This window comes from Enhygromyxa salina (genome assembly GCF_002994615.1).
Classification (GTDB): domain Bacteria; phylum Myxococcota_A; class Polyangia; order Nannocystales; family Nannocystaceae; genus Plesiocystis; species Plesiocystis salina_A.
The window spans coordinates 51638-73892 of sequence record NZ_PVNK01000136.1; the positions used below are offsets into that span (position 1 = coordinate 51638).

Genomic DNA, 22255 nt, shown 5'->3' on the forward strand with positions numbered 1-22255 from the left:
GCCCGCGGCGGATGCCGCGGGCTCGTTGTTTGATTGGCTAGGGTGAGTGAGCCGGGCTCACATGCCCATGCCACCCATGCCGCCCATGCCGCCCATGTCGGGCGCGCCGCCAGCGGCGGGGGCCTCTTTCTTGGGCACCTCGGCGACCATCGCCTCGGTCGTCAGCATCATGCCAGCGACCGACGCCGCGTTCTGGATCGCCGTGCGCACGACCTTGGTCGGGTCGATGACGCCCTGCTTGACCAGGTCGCCGTACTCCTGGCTGCGCGCGTTGAAGCCGAAGCCGGCCTCGCCCTCGAGCACCTTGTTGACGACCACGCTCGGCTCGCCGCCCGCGTTGGAGACGATCTGGCGCAGGGGCTCCTCGACCGCGCGACGCACGATCGAGATCCCGACCTGCTGCTCCTCGGTGCTGGCCTTGAGCTCGTCGAGCCCGGTGCTCGAGCGAAGCAGCGCGACGCCGCCACCGGGGACGATGCCCTCTTCGACGGCCGCACGCGTGGCGTGCAGGGCGTCCTCGACGCGGGCCTTCTTCTCCTTCATCTCGACCTCGGTCGCCGCGCCCACCTTGATCACGGCGACGCCGCCGACGAGCTTGGCGAGGCGCTCTTGCAGCTTCTCACGGTCGTAGTCCGAGGAGGTGTCCTCGATCTGCGCGCGGATCTGCTTGACGCGGGCCTGGATGTCGTCCTTCTTGCCGCCACCGTCGACGATGGTGGTGGTGTCCTTGTCGACCGTGATCCGGCCGCAGGTGCCGAGGTCGCTGAGCTGGATGCTCTCGAGCTTCTCGCCGAGATCCTCGGTCAGGGCCTTGCCGCCGGTCAGGACGGCGATGTCCTTGAGCATCTCCTTGCGGCGATCGCCGAAGCCCGGGGCCTTGACGGCCGCGACCTCGAGGGTCCCACGCAGGCGGTTGACGACGAGCGTCGCGAGGGCCTCGCCGTCGACATCCTCGGCGATGATCAGCAGGGGCTTGCGCTGCTTGGCGACCTGCTCGAGCACGGGCAGGAGGTCCTTCATGCTCGAGATCTTCTTCTCGTGCAGGAGGATGTAGGCGTCCTCGTAGGAGACCTCCATGCGGTCTTGGTCGGTCACGAAGTAGGGGCTGAGGTAGCCGCGGTCGAACTGCATGCCCTCGACCACGTCGAGCTCGGTCGTGTTGGCCTTGTTCTCCTCGACGGTGATCACGCCCTCCTGGCCGACCTTGCTCATGGCCTCGGCGATGAGCTTGCCGACCTCTTCGTCGCCGTTGGCCGAGATGGTCCCGACCTGCGCGACCTCTTCCTCGCCCTTGGTCTCGACCGAGAGCTTCTGGACGTGGTTGACGACGGACTCGACGGCGAGCTCGATGCCGCGCTTGAGCTCCATCGGGTCGTGACCGGCGGTGACCATCTTGAGGCCCTCGCGGTAGATCGCCTGGGCGAGCACGGTCGCGGTCGTGGTCCCGTCACCGGCGACGTCGGAGGTCTTGGAGGCGACCTCCTTGACCATCTGCGCGCCCATGTTCTCGAACTTGTCCTCGAGCTCGATCTCCTTGGCGACGGTGACGCCGTCCTTGGTGACCGTGGGCGAACCCCAGGACTTCTCGATCACGACGTTGCGGCCGCGCGGCCCGAGCGTGACCTTGACCGCGTCGGCGAGCGTGTTGACACCGCGCAAGATCGCCCCGCGGGCGCTGGCATCGAAGCGTACTTCTTTGGCTGCCATGGTGGATCTCCTTTGATTCTCTGATTCTCAGCTAGGGTTTGAAGAAGGGAGGGCTCAGCCTTCGATCACGGCGAGGATGTCGTCCTCGCGCATGATGATGAGCTCCTCACCCTCGATCTTGATTTCGGTGCCGGCGTACTTGCCGAACAGGATCTCGTCGCCGGCCTTGACGTCGAGGGGCTTGCGCTTTCCGTCGTCGTCGGCGCGTCCGCTGCCAGCAGCGACGACCTTGCCGCGAGTGGGTTTTTCCTTGGCGGAGTCAGGGATGTAGATGCCGCCAGCGGTCTTTTCCTCTTCTTCGAGGCGCTTGACGAGCACGCGGTCGTTGAGGGGACGAACGTTCATTTGGTGCGGTCTCCGATGTCTGGGCCCGGACCCTGGATGCACAGTCGGGTCGCGGGTGAGGAGTGAGGAGTGATGTGGCGTTGGCCGCCCTGCGTCTGACCGGCTCGGTGCGAGCGCGGAAAATGACCCAGGAAAGGTGGCGGCGGAGCGCTTTGGCAGTCGGGGTGTCCGACTGCCAGCGGGCGGAGGGTAAAGCTGCAACCAGAGCGATCAAGGCCGCGAGACAGAAACTTTGGGCCGAACATCAGCGAGCCAACTCACAAACGAGTGATCCGCGCTCTTGATGCGCCCGCCAAGCCTGCTAGCGTGAGAATAACGACAGTCGAGGAACCACCCTGATCCAAAGAGCATCATGAGCCACACGGTCGATCTTGCCTTCGAGGGCACGCTGGAGTCCTTCTTCTTCGAACAACTCAGGCACGCCCGCGCCGGCAAGCGCGACACGCTCGGTGAGGATATCGAGGCCTACCTGGTCTACATGCTCGCAGCCCACGCGCGTCGGACCAACGTCGCCGGGCGCACGAGCCCGGCCCTCGCCACTGAATTTCTGGCCGCCCGCGAGCACGGCTCGAGGGCCCTGCGCGAGGTCGGCGACCGGGCGCTCTACATCGCGGGCGTGGTCCCGCGCTCGCTCGATCGGGGCCCCGTCAACGTCGCCTACGTCTCGGGCATCGGCGAGGCGGCCTACCGCGAGCTTCACGTCCGCTCGGCCCGCCTGCAGGTCTTCGCCCGGCTCGCCGATCGCTTCCGCGAGATCGTCGCGCTGCTCGGCCGGATGATCGCGGCCGACGACGGGGCCGAGGGCGATCTGCTCACGGTCTACGAGCGCTGGCGACGGACGAGTGATCCACGCGACGCCGAGCGCCTGGTCGCGGCTGGCGTGCTCCTCGACCCCGAGATCGCCGATCTCGTGCAGTAATTCGCCAGCTCTTCGCCAGCTCTTCGGTGGGTCGAAAATCCCTGGGAATGATCTCGCCGAGCCCCTGTTCCTCGCGCCCGATGAGCGTGCGTCAGCTGAGCCCTCACGGTCTGTTCTTCCTGGCCTTCTGTGTCCTTGGAGCGCCGGCGCTGATCACGAGCGCCGGTTGCTCCAACGAGGCCCAAGCCAGCCCCCCGACGCAGCCCGACGAAGCCGCCGAGACCGCCAAGAAGGTCCCGGCGGCTTCTCCGTCTGTGTCGTCCCCCCCTGGTCCGAGCCCCGTCGTCGCGTCCAAGCAGTACGACCCCAACCAGAGCCTCGCGCCCCTGATCGAGTCGGTCCAGCCCACCGTCGTCAGCATCCAGGCGCGCAGCAGCAGGTCCGGGATGTTCGGGCGCCGCAGCGGCGGCGGGATCGGCAGCGGCTTCGTGATCTCCGCCGACGGCCTGGTCGTGACCAACCACCACGTCGTCGCGGGCAATGACGAGTTCGAGGTCCACCTCCAAGATGGTCGCCGCTTCGAGGCCACGGTCGTCGGCAGCGATCCCCAGACTGACGTCGCGGTCATGCGCCTGACCAACGCCAGGGGCCTCAAAGCGGTGACCTTTGGCTCGAGCGAGGGCCTGCGCGTCGGCGACTGGGTCGTGGCGATGGGCAGCCCGATGGGCCTCGAGCAGACGGTGACCCGCGGGATCGTCTCGGCCAAGGGCCGCGGCAGCCTCGGGCTCTATCAAGATGGCTACGCCGACTTCCTCCAGACCGACGCCGCGATCAACCCGGGCAACAGCGGCGGTCCGCTGTTCAACCTCGCGGGCGAGGTCATCGGCATCAACACCGCCGTCGGCGGCCACGACGGGCTCGGGTTTGCGATCCCGATCGACCAGGCGACGGTCGTGATCCCCAAGCTGATCAAGGACGGCAAGGTCACCCGCGGCTGGCTCGGCGTCGGCGGGCGCGACGAGCCCCCCGCGTTTGGGGCGATGCCGCAAAAGGGCGCGATCATCGGCGAGGTCCACGCGGGCACGCCCGCCGCGCTCGCGGGGCTGCAGGCCGGGGATCAGGTGATCGAGATCGACGGCAAGGCGATCGAAGACTTCGACGAGCTTCGCACGCGTATTGGTGAGTACAGCCCCAAGGACACCGTCACGCTCGAGCTGATGCGCGCGGGCAAGCGCGAGCAGCTAAAGGTCGAGCTCGGCCAGCGTCCAGAGCCCGGCTCCCTCGCGCGCATGCCCTCGGGCCGTACGCCCACGCCCACGCCGACCCCCAAGTCCAAGCGCTCCGCTGACCTCTACAAGGGCAAGCCCGCGCGGCTCGGCGTCGAGGTCCGCGAGACCGCGGGCGGCGTGGTCATCGAGCGCGTCGTCGAAGGCGGGCTCGGCCACCGGCTCGGGCTGCGCCAGGGCGACGTGCTCGAGCGCATCAACGGCAAGACGGTCAGCTCGGTGATCGAGATCATCGCCGCGCTCGAGGCCGATCGTAGCCACGCCAAGGTCGACGTCCGGCGCGGGAGCGGGCGACACACTGCGGTGGTCAGCGAAGGCTGAGGTCGCGTGCCCGAAGTCCGTTCCGGGTCTGTCTGACGGCGAGGGCCCCCGCGACAGCATCTTCGACGCCCAGCCGACCGACATGGAGCTCTCGCACCAAGAGCTCTCTGCACCCCAGCTCGAGAGGCGACGCCCCAAACTCGGACCTCCTGTCGCCATGCGCGGGGCTCATCAACGAGCATGAGCTGATCGAGCACCAGCACGACCGAGCATCGACCGTTTGGGACCACTGCGTGCTCGCGCCGAGCCCCAGAGCGCTATGCTCGCAGCCACGATGCCGTCACTACCTCGTGATCGAACACTCCGCGCGGCCTCGGTCGTCATCGCGCTCCTCACTCTTGGCGCCTGTCACCCCCACGAGCGCAGCGTCGAGCCCGCGAGCGAAGGCAACCCGACACCCGGCGACGCGGCGGCCGAGCCCTGGCTGTTCATCGAGAACGAGGAGCCGCAGCCGACCGCGGGCGAGCCCCCGCCGCCCTCACGCAGGACCGAAGGGCCCGACGGCGACGGTGATGGCATCCCCGATCAAGTCGACGCCTGCCCGGCCGACCCCGAGGACCTCGACGGCTTCGACGACGGGGACGGCTGCCCGGAGCCCGACAACGACCTCGACGGCATCCTCGACATCGACGACCAGTGCCCGATGGAGCCGGAGACCTTTGACGGCCACCACGACGAAGACGGCTGCCCCGGCTGAGCCCAGCCCTCAGACGAGCCCGAGCAGCCGCAACCCGTTCCACAGCGGCGCGAGGATGAACACCACCCCCATCACCCGAATCGTCCCCCGCACGAAGCGGTCCTCGATCCGCGCCCCATGCCGACGCAGGACCTCGACCAGGATCACGTAGCCCAGCGCAATCCCGAGCCCGAGCCCGAGCGGAAACACGATCTTTTGCGTCAAGCTCGGCTCGACCCCGATCATCGTGACCGCGATCGCTACGACCGCCGACCACGACAAGACCAGGGTCGGGTTGAGCATCGAGATGATCAACCCCGACCAGTCGCCCCAGCGCCGCCGCGGTGGCTCCTCGTCGGGCGCAGCTGCGTCGGCGGGGCGGTTGGGGTCCTGGACCACCAGCCAGACCCCAACCGCGAAGAACACCACCATCCCGACGATCTCGATCGCCAGCCGCGCCCCGGGAAACTGCTCGAGCAGCGCGGTGATCCCAAAGGTCGCGAGCGCGCTGTAGAGCACCTCGGCCGGCACCCGACCGAGACCAATCCGCAGAGCCCCCCGGGCGTCGCCGTTCATCGCCCGCTGAATCACCAGCACCGTGACCGGACCGAGCGGCGCGATCGCGCTGAAGATCCCGAGCACGATCGCGCCCAGCACGATCAAGACGGTCGCCAGCGTCATGTCAGTAGCGGGTCAGCAAGGTGTCGGCCATGCGATCGGCGATCGCCATGATCGTGAGCATCGGGTTGGCCGCGGGCGTCGTCGGCAACACGCCCGTGTCACACACATAGAGATCATCGACCTCCCACGCCGCCCCGCTCGAATCCACGACGTGACGCTTCGGGTCCTCGCCCATCGAGGTCGAGCCAAACACGTGGTTGGACGCGATCGGGAAGTCGCTCGGCGAGAGGTCCGCCTCGCGCACGATCCTCGCGTCGGCGGCGTCGCTGATCTCGGGCGGCAAGCCGTGAACCCCGGGATAGACCGCGGTCGCCCCGGCCGCGAAGTACATCTCGACCAGCTTGGCGATGCCCTCTTGCATGCGCTGGACGTCGGGCTTCTCGATCCGATAGCGAAGGTCGTGACCGCCGCCCGGGCGCGCGCGCACGCGACCCGAGGAGTCCTCGCCGCTGACCCACACGTCCCACGAGGCCATGTGGTTGTAGCGGGACACCAGATCCTTGAGCCCCGCGCCGATCCCCGGGAAGCGAAACGCGAGCAGCGAGGGCGCGACCCACAGCGACTCGAGCTTGATGCCGTCTGCCATGAAGTCGAGGCAGTGGTAGCCCTGGGTCGCCCCGCTCCACGGCGCGACCTCGTCGGGGAACAGGCCCATGAGCGCGGTGCCCGGGTGGAACTGGAGGTTGCGGCCGACCGGCGCGCGGTCGATGCCGCTGCGCTGCATGATCACGGGCGACGCGATCGCGCCCGCGGCGAGGATCGTGCACCGGGCCGTGAGCCGCACGCGCTCGCCCTTCTTACCCGTGAACGGTTCGATCGCCACGCCCTCGACCCCGCGCACGCGCTTGCCGTCCATGATCAGGGTGTCGGCGCGGACCGAGGTGTAGACCCGGCCGCCAGCCTCGACCATCTCGGGGACGCCGCGGACGTCGAGCGACTTCTTGGCCCGGGTCGGGCAGCCGGTGAAGCACTCGCTCGAGCCGCGGCAGCCCTCTTCGTTGCGGGAGATCACGGTCGCGGTCGCGCCGACGGCCTCGCAGCCGGCGGCGAACAGCTCGTTGCGGCGGCCTTGCACCGCCGGGTCGACCTCGCGCACGCCCATGAAGGACTCGACGCGCTCGTAGTGCGGGCGCATGGCCTCGGGCTCGATCCCGATCACGCCGTGCTCGCTGCGCCACTTGTTGGCGGCGAACAGCGGCGTGCGCATGCAGATCGCCGAGTTGAACACCGAGCCGCCGCCGAGGCAGCGGGCCTGCATCGTCGGCATGAACAGGTTGCCGTTGGTCCGCCGGAGGCCGCCGTCGAAGAAGTAGCGGGCCAGGGTCGAGCCGGCCTCCTTGCGAAAGTCGTGGGTCCGCACGACCGGGCCGACCTCGACCAGGACCACGGACTTGCCGCCAGCGGCGAGGCGCTGGGCGAGGTAGGCCCCGCCAGGCCCGGAGCCGATCACGGCGAAGTCGCAGTGATCGATGACCGGGCTGGTGTAGTCGACGAACTCTAGAACCCTAGACTCGGCTCGGGGGAGCTGGACTTTTTTTTTTGCTCGGGCTCGGGCGCAGCCTCGGGCTCGGGCTCGGGCTCGGGCTCAGCCTCAGCCTCAGCCTCGGCGATCGACGGCGAGGCCGCCGCCGCGGGCTCGAGCGCCTCGTCACGGCCGAGGCCCGGGACCGCCCGCTTGACCTTGCGCATGGCGTCCTTGACCACGCCGCCCGCGAGCGACACGACCGGGCCGCCGACCTTGTAGTAGCTCTCGAGCACGTCCTCGAACGCGCCGAGGAAGTAGCGCACGTCCTCGTCGCTGATCGTGACCGGCGGGAGGATCTTGATCGCGTTGAGCTCGGGCCCCGGGATCTGCACGAGCACGCGCTGGTTGGCGAACATCTCGCAGTTGACCGCGGCCGCGAACCCGCCCTTGTCGGCCGCGCCGACGAGCTCTTGCTGGACGCGCAGGCTCAGCTGATCCGAGGGCTTGAAGTAGACAGCGATCATCAGGCCCTTGCCGCTGATCCGATCGATGCAGTCGTAGCGCGAGGCCAGCTCGATCAGCCCGGCGCGGAGCTGGTTGCCGAGCTCGGTCGCGCGGGCCGGCGCGTCGATGTCGCGGAGCACGTCGAGGGTTGCGAGGCCCGCGGCCATCGCGAGGTTGTTCTCGGCGAAGGTCGAGAAGTAGATCGGCCCGGCCTTGAACTTGCTGTAGACGCCCTCGTAGACCTCTTCGGACATCAGCACGGCGCTGACCGGGACCTGCCCGCCCGAGAGGGTCTTGGACACGGTGATCATGCCGGGGCGCACGCCGAGGGCGTTGCTCGCGAACCATGAGCCGGTTCGACCGAGGCCGGTCTGGATCTCGTCGGCGACCAAGACGGTGCCGTACTGCTTGCACAGGGCCTCGGCCTCGCGCAGGTAGGCCGCGTCCATGACCTCGGTGGTCATGCCCTGGACCGGCTCGATGAACAGCGCGGCGACGTCTTGCTTGGACAGCTCGGCGCGCAGGGCCCCGATGTCGTTGGGCCGGATCGGCGTGCACACGGGCATCAGCGGATCCTGGCCCTCCTTCATCTGGCCGAAGCCGCACAGCGAGATCGCCCCGTAGGTCCGGCCGTGGAACGCCCCCTCCAAGAACACGAAGCGGCGCCGCCGCGTCATGTAGCGGGTGAAGCGGATGCAGACCTCGATCGCCTCGGACCCGGAGTTGGCGAACACGACCTTGGAGAAGGGCGGTCCGGCGAGCTCGAGCAGGCGCTCGGCCAGCAGCCCGCCGAGCGCCGAGGCGTTGACGACGCAGAGGTTGGGCAGCTGCAGATCGATGACGTCGCGCAGGGCCGCGCTGACCTTGGGGTGGTTGCGGCCGATGAAGAACACGCCGCCGCCCGCGAGCAGGTCGAGGTAGCGGGTGCCGTCCTTGTCCCACAGGTACTGGCCGTCGCCGCGGGTGAACGCCGCCGACAGCCCGCCCATCTCGAACATCTTGAGCAAGCGCGGGTGGATGTGGCGCTTGGACAGGTGGGTGGCGGAGGCCAGGTGGCCCTCGATGAGCTCTTTCATGCTTCCGGTCACGCGGGATAGTCCTTGGAGTAGCCGTAGGTGTCGAAGATCAGCCGCCAGCGGTCGTAGACGAACTCGCGCAGCTCCTCGCTGATGTTGAGCTTGTTGCGCTTGTAGCCCTTGAGCGAGTCGAGGTACGGGCGGATCGTGGCCTCGTAGCGATCCCAGTCGGGCAGCCGCAGCTTGGCGTACATGTCGTGGAGCATCGAGAGCTCGTTGCCGGCGAAGTCCTCGTAGGCGATCTCGACGAAGTTCTCGGGCGGGATCAGGGCCCGGTCTTCGATCACGCGCTCGTAGATGCGCTTGCCGATCGCGGCGGTGTGCTCCCAGCGCTGGGTGATGAACTCCTCTTGCGGACGCTGGAAGAAGTTCTCCCAGTCGGTCTGCGAGCGCATGTGGAGCGTGGACGAGAACACTTCGTAGGGGTTGCGGTGGATGTGGACGAAGCGCGCGTCGGGGAACAGCTCGAGCAGCATGCGGATCCGCGCCGTGTGCGGGCACGACTTGACGATGACCCGCTTGCCTTCGGTCGCGAGCATGATCCGCTTGATGAAGGTGACGAGCGCCGACTTCCAGCGCTCGCGCTCGTCGGGCGTGGCCTCGAGGAAGTCGATGTACTTCTCGTAGCGCGCGGCCTCGTCGGGGAACATGAACGAGAGGTAGAGGCTCAAGCCGGTGAGCTTGGCCAGCGCGATCTCGTCTTCGGCGGCCTCGTGCCAGCCCTGCTTGACGTTGTCGTAGGACCGGGTCTCGGCCAGGGCCCCGGCCGCGATCCGCGGGACGACCTCACCCGTGAGCAGGAAGGAGGTCGGGAAGATGACCTGGTAGTAGGTCGGGACCGTGTGGTTGGGGTCGCGGCCGAACAGGTTGTGGAGGTGGGTGGTGCCCGTGCGCCAGTGGCCGAGCAAGAACACCGGGGTCGGATCGACCTGCATCTGCGCGAGCTTGCGCGCGTAGATCGCCTCTTCGAGGCGGCCGAGCACGGTCGAGGGGATGCCCCAGCCGGTGATCCAGGCCAGGCGGTGGTAGTACTCGGGGCTGACCTTGAAGTCGTTGGCCTTGAGGATCTCGAGCCACTCGGGCAGCTCGACGCCCGTCATCAGCTGTTCGGTCGACCAACGGTTTTCGAGTTTTTCAACACGCATAGTTAGGTTTCGCCCCCGCTCGCGGCCGTCCTGCGCTCGCGGTCGAGCACGCGGACCGCATCGACGGCGTCGACGAGGACCGCCACGTTGGCGTTGGGATCAATGTCGGCGCCGACTTGGTCGGCCACGCTCGCGGCCCGCTGACGACGGAGCACGTCGACGCCATCGTTGACGCCGATCTGGCGCTGGACCTCGGGGTCGGCCAGGTACGCGAACGCGAACACCGAGCGGAGCCCAAACATCGACGCCCGGCGGAAGTAAAACCGGCTGCTCTCCCACGCGCACAGGTACTCGTACTGAGCTTCGGGCGCGGCCCGGGTGAAGGTCCGCGTGCGGCTGGGGCCGAACGCGGGCATCGCGACCTCGAACAGCACGAACATCAGACGCACCAGCACGCGCTCGCGCAAAGGCAAGGCCGCCAGCCACTCGTCGACGTACTCGATCGCGCGCGCCTGGGCGGCGTCGATCGGGATGCCGCCCTCGCGGGGGTACATCGTCTGTCCGAGCGCCCCGACGATCCGTGCTTCAGTCGGGGTCAGGACCTTGAAGGTGCGACTCACAGAGCCCTCGTACTGGCCGCAGCAAGACCGCAGCGCGCCGTCCGCATACACGACGCGTTCAGGGCGATCAAGCTCGCCTCGGGAGGTTGCTGCAGGGATGGCATCGGAGGGCGTCGCCCGGGCGGACCGGACGTCGGACGAATCCTGCCGGATATGGCCGGGTCCCGCTAGTGCCCGCGCCTAGAGGGCAAGCTCACGTGTGGATCCGCTGGTCGGCGAGCGCTGGCGAGCCGGCGCATTCGACGGCTTGCCAGTCACTGCTACGCTCCCGACCGATGGCCACCGAGACCGTGCCTGCGCGCCCCGGGCCCCTCGCGCGTCGCAGCGCCAACCTGGTCGGATGGCTGACTCGCGGCAAGGCGCGCAGCGGCGTGGCCCTGATCACGGCCGTGCTGCTCGGGCTGCTCGCGGTGTGGTTTGGCGCGTCGATCTCGATCGACACGGATCTGCGCAGCTTGCTGCCCGCGTCTGCGCCGAGCGTCGCCGCGCTCGACTTGCTCGAGGAGCGCAAGGGCAGCGCCGAGGGCTTCGTGATCGCAATCGAGGCCCCGAGCCCGGGCGACGCGAACGCGATGGTCCTGGGCATCGCCGCCGAGGTCGCGAGCTGGCCCGAGACGACCTCGCTGACGGTCGAGCGCGACTACACCCCGCTGCGGGCCCACGCGCTGTACATGCTCGAGCTCGAGGATCTCGAGAAGCTCCGCGACGAGCTCGAGGCCGAGCGCAAGCAGGCGATCGCGCGGATGATGGGCCCCGGCCTCGTCGAGGGCGAGGTCGACACCTCGGACGTCAGCGTCGGCGACGACTGGGACGACGAGTTCGAGGAGCTCGACTGGGGCGCGCCCGAGCCGAAGGCCGAGCAGCCCGCGCCCGAGCAGCCCCAGCCCGAACAGCCCCAGCCCGAACAGCAAAAAGACGAGCCCCCGGGCGAGGGGCCCGACCTCGAGCAGTTTCTCCGTGATCAGCGCGAAGGTCTGCTCGCCCAGGGCGTGCTCGACCCCAAAGAGATCGCGCTGATCTGGCCCGAGGAGAACGAGCGCGGCGAGATCCCGTGGACCGCTCGGGTCGGGATGCCCTACGCGGCCGAGGGCGGCAAGATCCGCACGATCCACGCGAGCTTGTCAAAACCGGCGACCGACGTGCAGTTCGCCCAGGACGCGATCGCGCGGGTTGAGCGTCGGGCCGCGTCGCTGCGGGCCAAGGGCGTGGCGGCCGAGACCCGGGTTCAGGTTGTCTCGGCCTACAACGTCTCGGGCCCGGTCAACACGATCCTGCGCGACGCCCGGCGAGCGACCTGGATCTCGGCCTCGCTGGTGCTCGCGGTCCTGCTCCTCGGCTTTCGCAACCTCCGGGTCCTGCCGCTGGTCATGGTCCCGATGACCGTGGCCATGAGCCTGACCCTGGCCGTGGCCAAGCTCAGCTTCGGCCAGCTCAACGCGCTGACCGTGTTCTTGTTCGCGGTCCTGTTTGGGATGGGCGTCGACTTCTCGGTCCACCTCTACGCGCTGCGCGAGCGCCAAGGTCGCGACGCCGACTGGCCAGCGGTCATCCGCGAGCACTTTCGCCCCCTGCTCGCGACGATGTCGACGACCTCCGCGAGCTTGCTAGTCCTGATGCTGGCCGAGTTCAAGGCCTTCCGCGAGTTCGGGGCGATCTCGGCGGCGGGCGTGGTCCTGTGCTTTGTCGCGGCGATCATCCTGGTCCCGGTCATCGACGTGCTGATCGGGCCGCTGCGCCGAGCGCCGAAGGTTCGGGCGCCGCTGCCCGAGCTCTCGGACCAAAGCCCCGCACCGATCGTGCCGCGCTTCGCCGGGTGGTTCGCCAAGGCCCGCTACGTGCTCCTGGTCCTGCTCGCGGGCGTCGCCCTCTACGGCGCGCCCAAGCTCCAGATGGAGAAGGACACGCGGGTCCTCAACGCGAGCAACGCAGGCGACGCGCAGAGCAACAAGGAGATCTCCTACCGCCAGACCGGCGGGCGCTACAAGTCGCTCGCGCTCGTCGCCGACAGCCCCGAGCAGCTCGACGTCGTCGTCGATCGCCTGATCGCGATCGAGGAGTCCGGCGAGCTCCTGCCCGGGGCGATCGACATCGGCGAGCCCCGCCAGCCGTGGGTCAAAGAGGTCTACAGCCTGCGCACGATCATGCCCACAGACCAGGCCGCCAAGGCCCCGGTCATCGAGCAGATCGGCGCCCGGACCAACGACCTCTTGGCCGAGCTGCCCGATCTCGACGACGAGGCCCGGCGCTACCAGACCCACCTCGAGGCGCTCGAGCGCATGGCCAAGGCCGACCCGCTGACGGTCGACGAGCTGCCCGACTGGTCGCTCGAACCCTTCCGCGAGAGCGAGAGCGGCCGCAGCGATCGCATCGCCCACACCTATCTGCGGATCGCGGGTTGGAGCATCGACGAGCTCGTCGCCGTCCGCGAGCGCCTCGACGAGATCCTCGAGGGCACCGAGGTCCGCGCGGCCGACAGCCGCCTCGTGTTCGCGGATCTCATGACCCTCGTCGAGCGCGACGCCAAGCGCATCCCGCTGTTCGCCCTGGGGGTGATCTTGTTGTTCATCGCGATCGACGTGCGCCGCGTCGGCGGGACCCTGGCCTGCTTTGCGACCCTCGGCCTCGGGGTCACGCTCGCGGTCGCGGTCATGGGCCTGTGGCCGATGCGGCTCAACTTCTTCAACCTCGTGGTCATGCCCGCGGTCGTCGGCCTCGGCATCGACGCGAGCATCCACCTGTGGCACGGGCGCAAGAAGGCGACCCTGGCTGCTACGGGCAAGGCCTCGCTGCTCGCCGCCATGACCACGGTCGCCGGCTTCTCGGGTCTGCTCGCCGCGAACCACGCCGGGCTGCGCAGCATCGGTGAGGTCGGGGTCATGGCGATCGTCGCCTGCGTCGGCGTGGCCTTCTTGGCCCTGTACCCGGTCCGGCGCGGCTGAGAGGCTGACCGCGCCTGCGCGCTCGAGGGCCGCAACGACGCGCGAGGCCGCTCGGGTAAGTGATGGCCCGAAGCAGCTGCGATCGGCGCAGGCACCCGCCGAGAACCCGGCGGGCTCCTGGCGAGCTCCTGGCGAGCTCAGCTGAGCAGACCGCTGAGCGGCTGCGCCGGGCTGAGCGGGAACATCGTGGCGAAGTCGCCCTCGTGGATGCCCGCGAGCTTGCGCAGCTCGTAGTGGATGTGCTGCGGCTCGATGCGGATCCCGCTCTCGCTCAGGCTCAAGCTGCCCGGGTCGACGGTCAGCGGCTGGTGGCGATCGGTGCTCCCGCCGATGACCCGGTTGCCGCTGATGCCCTTGCCCATCAGCATCATGCTGGAGACCGACCAGTGGTCCTTGCCGTTGTTGGCGTTGTAGCCGGGCGTGCGCCCGAATTCCGAGCCCACGACCACGATGACGTTGTCGGCGACCTGCTGGGCCTCGGCCTCTTGCCAGATCGCGTCGACGCCCTCGAGCAGGGTCTGGAGCCGGGGGATGTGGGCGTTGTCGTGGTCGCCGTGGGTGTCGAAGCCGCCGTAGTTGAGGTTGACGGCGATCGAGATGCCCGCGCGGTAGGCCGCGAGCGCGACCTGGGCCTGGCGACGCAGGGCGTTGTCCTGGGCCAGCTCGTCGGGCAGGTACTGCTGCAGGAGCTTGAGCTCGTTGGCGCCGTCAGTCGCGGTGAACATCTGGTTCATCGCGACCTGCTCGACCGGCAGCGTGGCCTCCATCTCCTGGGTGGTTCGGCGACCGTCGCGGGCCTGCTGGATCAGCTCGGCGGCCCGGACCGAGTGGAAGCGATCGTCGGCGTTGCTGGGGTCGAAGCGCTCGGGGTAGGCGATGCGCCCGAGCGCGTTGACGTTGCCGCTGCGCGTGCGCGCGACCAGGCCCCCGGTCAGATCGTAGCCGCCGAAGCTCAGGTAGGACATCGGCAGCTCGGGCCCGGCGTTGGCCGCGACCAAGGCCGCGAGGCTCGGGAAGCCCTCGACCAGGCGACCGCTCCAGGTGTGGCGCGAGCCGCTGTCGTGGCCGTTGGTCTGCATGTCGATCCCGTTGATGATCAGCAGATCCTGGTAGTACTTCTGGAAGAAGGTGTCGTTGTACCCGAGCGGCGCGTAGTTGATGTTCCCCGCGCTGAGGATCTCGCTCGTCAGGTACATGTTCATCGGGTCCGGATCCATCTCGTTCGCGCGGCCCTTGGGGTCGCACAGCGAGGTCGGATCCCAGCCCCCGGCAGCGTTGACGAAGATCCAGAAGGTGCCCTCGTAGGCCCGCGGGGTCAGGGGCTCGCCCGCGATGCCGCCGGTCGCGGCGCTCGAGCCAGGGATGAGCGTGAGGCCCGCGAGGCCGGCCAACTTGAAGAAGTCTCGACGATTCATGGTGTTGGTCCTCCGTGGCTCATTCGTGCAAGAAGCGGTAGTCCGAGAGCATGTAGGTCATGACGGCCATCCACGCCCGAATCGTGTAGTTGGTGTCGCTGGTGATCCGCTCGGCGTCGGCGAGCGCCTGGTCGGACCAGAAGTCCCTCGTCGCCTGGCACTCGCCGGGCAGCGTGACGGAGTACTCGCCGAGCTCGATCCCGCGCTTGCCGTCGCGCCAGACCTCGAGGAAGAGCGCGTAGCTGCGGTCGATCTCGGGATCGTCGATGTCGAGCTGCTCCCCGAGCAGCCGCCAGTGCAGGTACTGAATGTTGACCCGGATCGCCTCGGTGACCGCGGGGATCTCGAAGCCGTTGTCGTCCTCGGGCTCGAACCCGGGGTCGATGTAGGGGAAGAGGTTGCGGGCCGCGGCCGGCTTGGTGAAGTCGCGCGCGGTGTTCCAGCACGCGACCTCGTTGGCCATGCGCTGAGAGACGTTGGTCATGATCCCGTTGGGCACGGTCATGCGCTCGACGATCGTGTCGGAGTCGATGCCGCCGTAGAAGATCCGGTACTCGTTGAAGTCGAGCAGGTAGCTCTGACCGTTGACCGACTCCCGCCAGGGGTAGCCGGTCACGGCCTCGACCTTGCGCTCGAGCTGCTCGGGCGTCAGCCAGCGCGCGGTCCCGACCGGGGCCAGCTCGTCGAGGCGCTGCTGGGCCTCGACCGACTCCTTCTCGTCCTCGCTCCAGCCGGGGTCGAAGCTCTTGGCCCGGTAGTAGGGCGACTTGACGATCTCCTTGATGACGGTCTTGAGGTCGAACTCCGACTCGACGAACAGGTCGGCGATCCGCTGGAGCTCGGCGTTTTGGGCGTCGAAGGCGACGAGCTTGCCGAGGTAGTCGGGCGCGGACGGGTCGCTCGGCTCGCGCAGCGGCGGGGCGCCGGTCAAGCCCTGGTAGACGATGTCGACCTGCGAGGCGGCGAAGCGCGGATCCCCGATGATCTGCCCGGCCAGCCAGCTCGTGGCGTCGAGCTTCTCGCCCGCGGGCAGCTCGGCGTCGCCGAAGCCCGGGGCGAACATCTCCTGGTACCAGCCCATCTCGGGCGGACGGTAGCGGCCCTGGTCGTCCCAGTTTTGCAGCGCGCCCGCGACCGGGTCGATGTTGGCGTGGCAGACCGTGCACGCGTCGCTCTCGCGCGTGGGGTTGAAGTCCTCGATCGAGCTCGGGTCGATCGGCCGCTCGGCGAGCTTGAGCACGTCGGTCGCGAGGAAGAACTTGAACACCATCCGCGCCCGGTGGCGGTTGCGGTTGGTCGCCGTGGTCGGGAAGCGGTTGAGCCAGATGTGCGAGGTCAGCAGGCCCGAGTGGGGGATGCCCGAGAGCTTGGCCTCGACCCACTCGTTCTCGTCGCTCGGGTCCTGGAAGTTGGCGTTGATCCCGTAGACCTGGGCCGAGTACGGGTTCACCATCGTGTAGTCGGCGGTGAGGATCTCGGTGAACGGGCGGTCGTTGCGGACCACGTGGGCGACGAGCTCGAGGGCCTCGCGGGCCACGGCCTCGTTGCTGCGCGCCCGGGCGAGGTTGCGCTCGGCCTCGTCCTCGATCGCCTCGAACCAGTAGCTGTTCGGGTAGTCCTCGCCGTCGAGCAGGTCGATGGCGTCGACGCTGGGCAGGTAGCGATCGGTCAGGAAGTGGTCGTTGTAGAGCTCGATGAGGCGCTCGTAGAACGCGTCCTCGGTCATCATCTCGTCGAGCACGAGGTCGAGAGCCTCGAGCCCGCCGTTGGCGACCGCGAGCTCCTCCTCCGGCGTCGGCAGCCGACCGACGAGGCTGAGGCTGGCCTTGCGCAGGGTCTCGACGTCGCTGAGGGTGCTGACGTCGGCGAAGTAGGTCTCGATCTCGGTCCCGTCCTCGGCGCACTCGACCGGATTCTTGATCCGGTCGACGAGCTCGACGAAGGCGTCATACTCGGCGCTGCCGCGCTCGATCTGGACCCCGCCGCCGTGGTCGACGGTGTTGGTCGGCTTGACGAGCAGCCACGGCTCGCCCTCGTACTCGAGCTTGGCGAGGCGCTCGACGGTCGCGAGGTTGGCCTCGAGGTAGCCGGTCCAGTCCGCCGACTGGAGCACGAACTGCGAGCTCTTGGCCACGCCGGTCGGGCTGTGGCAGGTGATGCATTTTTTCGACATCACCGGGGCCCAGATCTGCTCCTTGAAGAAGTCTTCGTTGGAGACGCACTGCTCGGGCTCCTCGGCCTGACAACCGCCGAGGGCGAAGCCGCCGAAGACGAGGGTCAAGGCCCCGAGCGTCCTCATCGTCTCCTGACTCGGGCTTCGGGCCCGACCCCCTCGCTTCGCTCGGGCCCTCAGGTTTTTGGAGGCTGCTCGTAGGTCACGCTGTCGATACCTGGTCATGATCTGTAACTCCCGAAGCTCCCACGTATGATTCTCGATTGAGTCGATGCGCCCGGTGGTCAGGCGTCGCCGTCTCCGTCGCCGTCTCCGTCGCCGTCGCCGTCGCCGTCGCCCGTGTCGCCGTCTCCGTCGCCGTCGCCCGTGTCGCCGTCGCCGTCGCCCGTGTCGCCGTCGCCGTCGCCTGTATCACCGTCGCCGTCGCCGGTGTCGCCGTCGCCGTCGCCGCCTTCGGGCACGCACTGGCCCTCGGCATAGACGCACATCTCACCCATGTCGCAGTCACCACAGCTGCCCCCGCACGCGTCCGATCCGCACGCGCGGCCGTCACATTGGGGCACGCAGACACACGAGAGCGGATCGTCCGGGGCCTGGGCGAAGCCCTCGGCGCACTCGCACGCGGGCTCGCCGTTGGCCACGCAGGTGCCGTTGCCGTCGCACTCTTCGAGGTAGCAGCTGCCGGTGTCGAACTGGAAGTAGCCGAGGCTGTAGCCGAGCTCCTCGTCGCCCGCGATCACGCCGACGCTGACTGGCGCGTCGATCGCCGGGGCGTGGAGCGGCAGCACGTCAAACGAGACGTGGTCGCCCGCGGCGTTGATCGAGGCCGTGACCACCCCCGCGGCGCAGCCCGTCGTCACGCTCCCGCCCTCGAGCTGCGCGACCTTGAACCCGCAGTGGCCCTTGCCGTTGAGCACGGTCTGCTCGCCGTCGAAGTCCCAAGCCGTGAGCAGCAAGTCGACGCGATGGGTGCCGTCGAGGTCGAGCTCGAAGTGAAGGTTGTCGACGAAGTCGCCGCCGGGCTGGGACGGCTTCGATCCGAGCTCCGGGTCGACCAAGGTGATCGTCGGTGCGCCGCCGTGGGCGAGCGCGACGTCGCCGAGGTACTCGACGTAGGCGACGTTGCCGGGGTAGGCCACGGTCCGGTCGACGGCAGCCACGAGCACGCTGGTGTCGTCGCCGCCGCCCCCGACGGTCACGGTCGCGGGCAGGGCCAGGCGCAGATCCACCGGCTCGATCGTGACCGTGTCGCCCTGTTGCTCGTAGCCGGCGGTGGTCAGCGAGGCGTCGGCCCGGCGGAGGATGATCTCGGTCTCGACCGCGAGCGCGCCCGCCGGGATCTCGACCGTCACGCCGCCCCCGCTGACGGAGCCGCCATCGGGGCCGACCAGGGCGCGGGCGAGCTCCTGGTCCTGCTCGGGTGAGCAGGCCACGCTGGCGACCCAGGCGGTCAGGGCCAACGAAGAGACACACGCGAGGCCAAGGGTCCTACGCGAAGTCCGGCGAGCAGAGTCCATGGCCTCGATTACACAGCCGCGCGCCTCCAAGTCAAAGCAAAACCTCGGGCGCCCGATCGGCGCGCTGGTGATCATTTAGCAATTGCGATGGGGTCAATTGCGGTCGCTCGGATCGGCTGTGGTCATTGACCCCCGGACCTCTCGCGAACGCACGCAAATGCCGCGACCACGTGAAGCTGGCCCCAGGGCCCATGAACGTGAGCCTGACGCGATGCTCGTGAGGCGCGACGCCGCGGTGTCGACAAGGGTCGGGGCATGGCAGCCCCGTGAGATGTCCCAACGCCCTGGCCAGCGCCCTTCACTCGGCCCGCCGACGCGATTGTAGATGGCGTTATTGTGGTCACTGAATCGGCAGCAACCGCCAGACGATGTCGGCTCGATTTCGCCACTGCTGGGCGACGACCAAACCCGGCCCGCTGCCCTGCTCGAGACCGTGGGCCCGTTGGCCGAGCTGATCCAGCCCCTCAGCCCAGCAGGACGTTGTCGATCAAGCGCACGCCGTCGAAGAACACCGCGACCGCGACCAGGGTCGGGCGATCGACCTGCTCGACCGGCTGCAGCTGCTCGGCGTCGACGACCGACACATAGTGGATGCGCCCCGGCGCCAGCGCCTGCTCGGCGCCTGCGATCAAGCTTGCGGCCTCGCGCTGACCGGCTGCGTGGCGCTCGCGCACGCGATCCAAAAAGCGCGGGATCGCGACCGCGGCCGCGCGGGCGCTCGGGCCCAGCCGCGCGTTGCGGCTCGACAGCGCCAGCCCGTCGGGCTCGCGGACCGTGGCCACGCCGACGACCTCGCCCGACCAGAACAAGTCGCGATGCATGCGCTGGACGATCGCTAGCTGCTGGTAGTCCTTTTGCCCGAACAAACCCACGCTCGGCTGAAACAGCTGCCAGAGCTTGGCGACGATCGTGCAGACGCCGCGAAAGTGCCCCGGCCGCGTGGCCCCGCACAGGTGCTCGTCGAGGCCGCCGACCTCGACGAAGGTGCTGGCCGCGGGCGCGTAGAGCTGGCCGTCGTCGGGCACGAAGGCCACGTCGACGCCGACCGACTCGGCCCTGGCGAGATCGCCGGCTTCATCGCGCGGGTAGCTGCGGAGGTCGGCCGGGTCGTTGAACTGCGTGGGGTTGACGAAGATCGAGATCGCCAGCTCGCCGCGCGCGGGCGGGATCCGCCGTCGACCCTCGCGCATCAGCGCGAGGTGACCGTCGTGGAGGTAGCCCATGGTCGGGACCAGCGCGACCGACCGCCCCTGCGTGGCCAGCTCGGTCCGCCACTCGCAGAGCTCGGACACGCTACGCAGGACCAACACGAGGGGCTCCGTGGGACTCAGCGGGGGCCGTAGCCGCCCGTGCGCCGAGGTGGCTCGTCTTGGGTCTGCTCGGGCTCGGGCTCGGGCTCAGGCGCCGCGCGGACGCGGGACTTCTTGATCCCGAAGCTGTGCTCGGGCCCGGGGAACGCGCGCGCGCGGACGTCGGCGGCGAAGGCCGAGAAGGCCTCGCGGATCGGGTCGGCGAGGGTCGCGTAGCGCTTGACGAACTTGGGCTTGAAGCTGTCGTCGAGGCCGAGCAAATCCTGCATGACCAGGACCTGCCCGTCGCAGCCCTTGCCTGCGCCGATGCCGATCGTCGGGATCGAGAGCGAGGCCGAGACCTCGGTCGCGAGCGGTGCCGGGATGCCCTCGAGCACGATGGAGTAGCACCCCGCCTGCTCGAGCTGGGCGGCCTCGCTGCGCAGGCGCTCGGCGGCGTCGCTGTTGCGGGCCTGAACCTTGAAGCCGCCGAAGGCGTGGACGCTCTGGGGCGTGAGCCCGAGGTGGCCCATGACCGGGATGCCGGCGGCGACGATGCGCTCGATCGCCGGGAGCACCCGCGCGCAGCCCTCGAGCTTGACCGAGGCCGCGCCGCCCTCCTTGACCAGGCGCCCGGCGTTCTCGACCGCGGCCTCGGGCGTGGTCTGGTAGCTCATGAACGGCATGTCGACCGTCAGGTGAGCGCAGCGCAGGGCACGGCGCACACAGCGGGCGTGGTAGATCATGTGCTCGACCGTGACCTCGAGCGTGTGCTCGTGGCCTTGCATGACCATCCCGAGGCTGTCGCCGACGAGCACGATGTCGACGTCACACGCGTCGACCAGCCGAGCAAAGGTTGCGTCGTAGGCCGTGACCATCACGACCGGCACGCCGTCGCGCTTGCGCGCGACGATGTCGGGCACGGTGACAGGCTTGCGCGGGACGGATGGGACCATGGGGGCTCACGTACGATGTTTTAGCGCGACTTGCAAACTAGGCCGGGCGCCGCCGCCGGGCCGTGACGAGCTTGGAGCCCGCCCGAACCTTGCGCCGGACCTTGGCGCTGGTCTTGGTCTTGGTCGCCTTCTTGGTCGCCTTCTTGGAGGTCGCCTTCTTGACGCTCGACTTCTTGTTGCCGGACTGACTGGCCGCCGCGCCCTCGTTGGCGTGGGCCGGGCCTCCCAGGTTGCTCGGCAAGGGCTGCAGCGCGGTCTGGTGGCGCTCGGCGAGGCGACGCTCGGGCGCCTCGGGCTCGGGTCGGGCGAGGTAGGCGTCCCACAGCCGCAGCGCGCTGCTGCTCTCTCGGCGCACGGTCCGAGCGTAAGCGCGCAGGTAGAGGCGCTCATGCAGCGGCATCGCGGTCTCGAGCACGCGCATATGTCGGCCGTCGTCACGGTCGAGCGCGATCCCCATGCGACGCCGCGCCCCCCCCTGATCCCCGGCCCGATCGAGGACCAGGGCGAGGACGTAGTACGAGCCGAGGCGATCGCTGCTCGGCGAGTCGAGGAACGCGCGGTTGGCCAGCACGAGCGCGGCCTCGAGGTTGCCCTCGTAGAGCTCGACCAGCGCGAGGAGGCGGCGCAGCTTCCACCCCTCGACGCTGGCCCGCCGCAGCGCCCGCTCGAGGGCCGCCCGCGCGCCGACGAGGTCACCCGAGGACAACAGCGCCCGCCCGCGCCAGTACTCGAGCCCGAGACGCCGCGGGTCGCGGCGGCGCTGGAGCTCGGTCTGGGCGTCGTCGATCCACGCGATCGCCTGGGCGCGGCTCTCGCTCACCGAGCTCTCGAGCAGGCTCAGATCCGTCTCGCCGTCGAGGCCCTCGGGCAGATCGAAGCGCCGGAGCAGCTCGCTGCGCGCCGCCATCGTGAGCACCTCGGGCGCGTTGGGGCACTCCCCGGCCTGGATCCCCCAGTGGTGATTCTCGCGGTAGTTGTTGACCTCTTCGCCGTAGCCCGACAGCTGCTTGCCGGCCTCGGCGGCCACGTTCGAGCAGCCCGTCCACGACCGGCTCCCGGCCAGGGCCCAGACCGTGGCCGTGGCCTCGACGAGCTGCTTGGGCTCGCTCGGCTTCACGCCCGTGGCCTCGGGTCCCTCGGGCACGACCCCGCCGTTGCCGATCTCGTTGGCGCGGTCCCAGGCCGGAGGCTCGCGCGGCGGCGGGAGCGGGACTGACCTGGCCTCGCTCGCCGGCAACTTTTTGGCCTCGGCCTCCACCGCGCTCACGGTCAGCGACAGACCGAGCAGCGTCGGGATCATGAGCCGGCCTCGGGTCACAGCGGGAGGCTACCACCGCGGGT

General features: G+C 69.0%; 17 protein-coding genes. 4 read left to right on the forward strand and 13 right to left on the reverse strand.

The features are described from left to right. Nucleotides 1-57: 57 nt before the first annotated feature. Nucleotides 58-1707, reverse strand: coding sequence for a chaperonin GroEL (groL, locus tag ENSA5_RS13810; RefSeq protein ID WP_106392116.1), 1650 nt, complete (start codon nt 1705-1707; stop codon nt 58-60). Nucleotides 1708-1761: 54 nt separating this feature from the next. Further along, nucleotides 1762-2052: a co-chaperone GroES gene (gene groES, locus ENSA5_RS13815; RefSeq protein WP_106392117.1), complete on the reverse strand. Its 291-nt coding sequence runs from the start codon at nt 2050-2052 to the stop codon at nt 1762-1764. A 352-nt stretch (nt 2053-2404) separates the two neighbouring features. Between groES and ENSA5_RS13820 the strand changes: the two genes are divergently transcribed. From ENSA5_RS13820 to ENSA5_RS39565, 3 genes are all read left to right on the forward strand, one after another. Then, nucleotides 2405-2971, forward strand: a complete 567-nt coding sequence (locus tag ENSA5_RS13820) for a hypothetical protein (protein ID WP_106392118.1) — start codon at nt 2405-2407, stop codon at nt 2969-2971. An 80-nt stretch (nt 2972-3051) separates the two neighbouring features. Then, nucleotides 3052-4518 (forward strand): trypsin-like peptidase domain-containing protein, encoded by a 1467-nt coding sequence (locus tag ENSA5_RS13825; RefSeq protein WP_181197737.1) that lies wholly within the window; start codon nt 3052-3054, stop codon nt 4516-4518. 274 nt (nt 4519-4792) lie between these two features. After that, entirely contained in the window at nt 4793-5215 is a 423-nt protein-coding gene (locus ENSA5_RS39565) for a hypothetical protein (protein ID WP_146155673.1), read from the forward strand. Nucleotides 5216-5224: 9 nt separating this feature from the next. On the opposite strand, the gene ENSA5_RS13835 is transcribed toward ENSA5_RS39565, so the two are convergent. The 5 genes from ENSA5_RS13835 to ENSA5_RS13855 are packed head-to-tail and all read right to left on the reverse strand — an operon-like array spanning nt 5225 to nt 10625. Continuing rightward, nucleotides 5225-5875: a LysE family translocator gene (locus ENSA5_RS13835; RefSeq protein WP_106392121.1), complete on the reverse strand. Its 651-nt coding sequence runs from the start codon at nt 5873-5875 to the stop codon at nt 5225-5227. Nucleotide 5876: 1 nt separating this feature from the next. Continuing rightward, the gene (locus ENSA5_RS13840) at nt 5877-7325 is read right to left on the reverse strand and encodes a GMC family oxidoreductase N-terminal domain-containing protein (RefSeq protein ID WP_106392122.1); all 1449 of its coding nucleotides are present in this window, start codon (nt 7323-7325) and stop codon (nt 5877-5879) included. A gap of 47 nt (nt 7326-7372) precedes the next feature. Beyond that, the gene (locus tag ENSA5_RS13845) at nt 7373-8920 is read right to left on the reverse strand and encodes an aspartate aminotransferase family protein (protein ID WP_146155674.1); all 1548 of its coding nucleotides are present in this window, start codon (nt 8918-8920) and stop codon (nt 7373-7375) included. Nucleotides 8921-8928: 8 nt separating this feature from the next. Next, the gene (locus ENSA5_RS13850; protein ID WP_181197738.1) at nt 8929-10020 is read right to left on the reverse strand and encodes a sulfotransferase family protein; all 1092 of its coding nucleotides are present in this window, start codon (nt 10018-10020) and stop codon (nt 8929-8931) included. Nucleotides 10021-10067: 47 nt separating this feature from the next. Next, nucleotides 10068-10625 carry a hypothetical protein gene (locus ENSA5_RS13855; protein WP_106392125.1) on the reverse strand — a complete coding sequence of 186 codons (558 nt, stop codon included), beginning with the start codon at nt 10623-10625 and terminating at the stop codon, nt 10068-10070. 275 nt (nt 10626-10900) lie between these two features. On the opposite strand from ENSA5_RS13855, the gene ENSA5_RS13860 reads away from it, so the two are divergent. Continuing rightward, on the forward strand, nt 10901-13564 hold the full coding sequence (locus ENSA5_RS13860; RefSeq protein ID WP_106392126.1) for an MMPL family transporter: 2664 nt from the start codon (nt 10901-10903) through the stop codon (nt 13562-13564). Between the two features lie 137 nt (nt 13565-13701). Here ENSA5_RS13860 and ENSA5_RS13865 read toward each other — a convergent pair whose 3' ends face one another. The 6 genes from ENSA5_RS13865 to ENSA5_RS13890 form a co-directional block, all read right to left on the reverse strand. Beyond that, nucleotides 13702-14979, reverse strand: a complete 1278-nt coding sequence (locus ENSA5_RS13865; RefSeq protein ID WP_106392127.1) for a DUF1501 domain-containing protein — start codon at nt 14977-14979, stop codon at nt 13702-13704. Nucleotides 14980-14998: 19 nt separating this feature from the next. Continuing rightward, nucleotides 14999-17260 (reverse strand): DUF1588 domain-containing protein, encoded by a 2262-nt coding sequence (locus ENSA5_RS13870; RefSeq protein WP_181197739.1) that lies wholly within the window; start codon nt 17258-17260, stop codon nt 14999-15001. A gap of 176 nt (nt 17261-17436) precedes the next feature. Next, entirely contained in the window at nt 17437-18612 is a 1176-nt protein-coding gene (locus tag ENSA5_RS13875; RefSeq protein ID WP_106392129.1) for a hypothetical protein, read from the reverse strand. 521 nt (nt 18613-19133) lie between these two features. Then, nucleotides 19134-19979 carry a pantoate--beta-alanine ligase gene (gene panC, locus ENSA5_RS13880; protein WP_106392130.1) on the reverse strand — a complete coding sequence of 282 codons (846 nt, stop codon included), beginning with the start codon at nt 19977-19979 and terminating at the stop codon, nt 19134-19136. Nucleotides 19980-19996: 17 nt separating this feature from the next. After that, entirely contained in the window at nt 19997-20914 is a 918-nt protein-coding gene (gene panB / locus ENSA5_RS13885; protein WP_106392131.1) for a 3-methyl-2-oxobutanoate hydroxymethyltransferase, read from the reverse strand. Nucleotides 20915-20951: 37 nt separating this feature from the next. Then, a complete protein-coding gene (locus tag ENSA5_RS13890; RefSeq protein WP_146155676.1) occupies nt 20952-22232 on the reverse strand; it encodes a tetratricopeptide repeat protein in 1281 nt (426 codons plus the stop codon). Between the last annotated feature and the right edge of the window lie 23 nt (nt 22233-22255).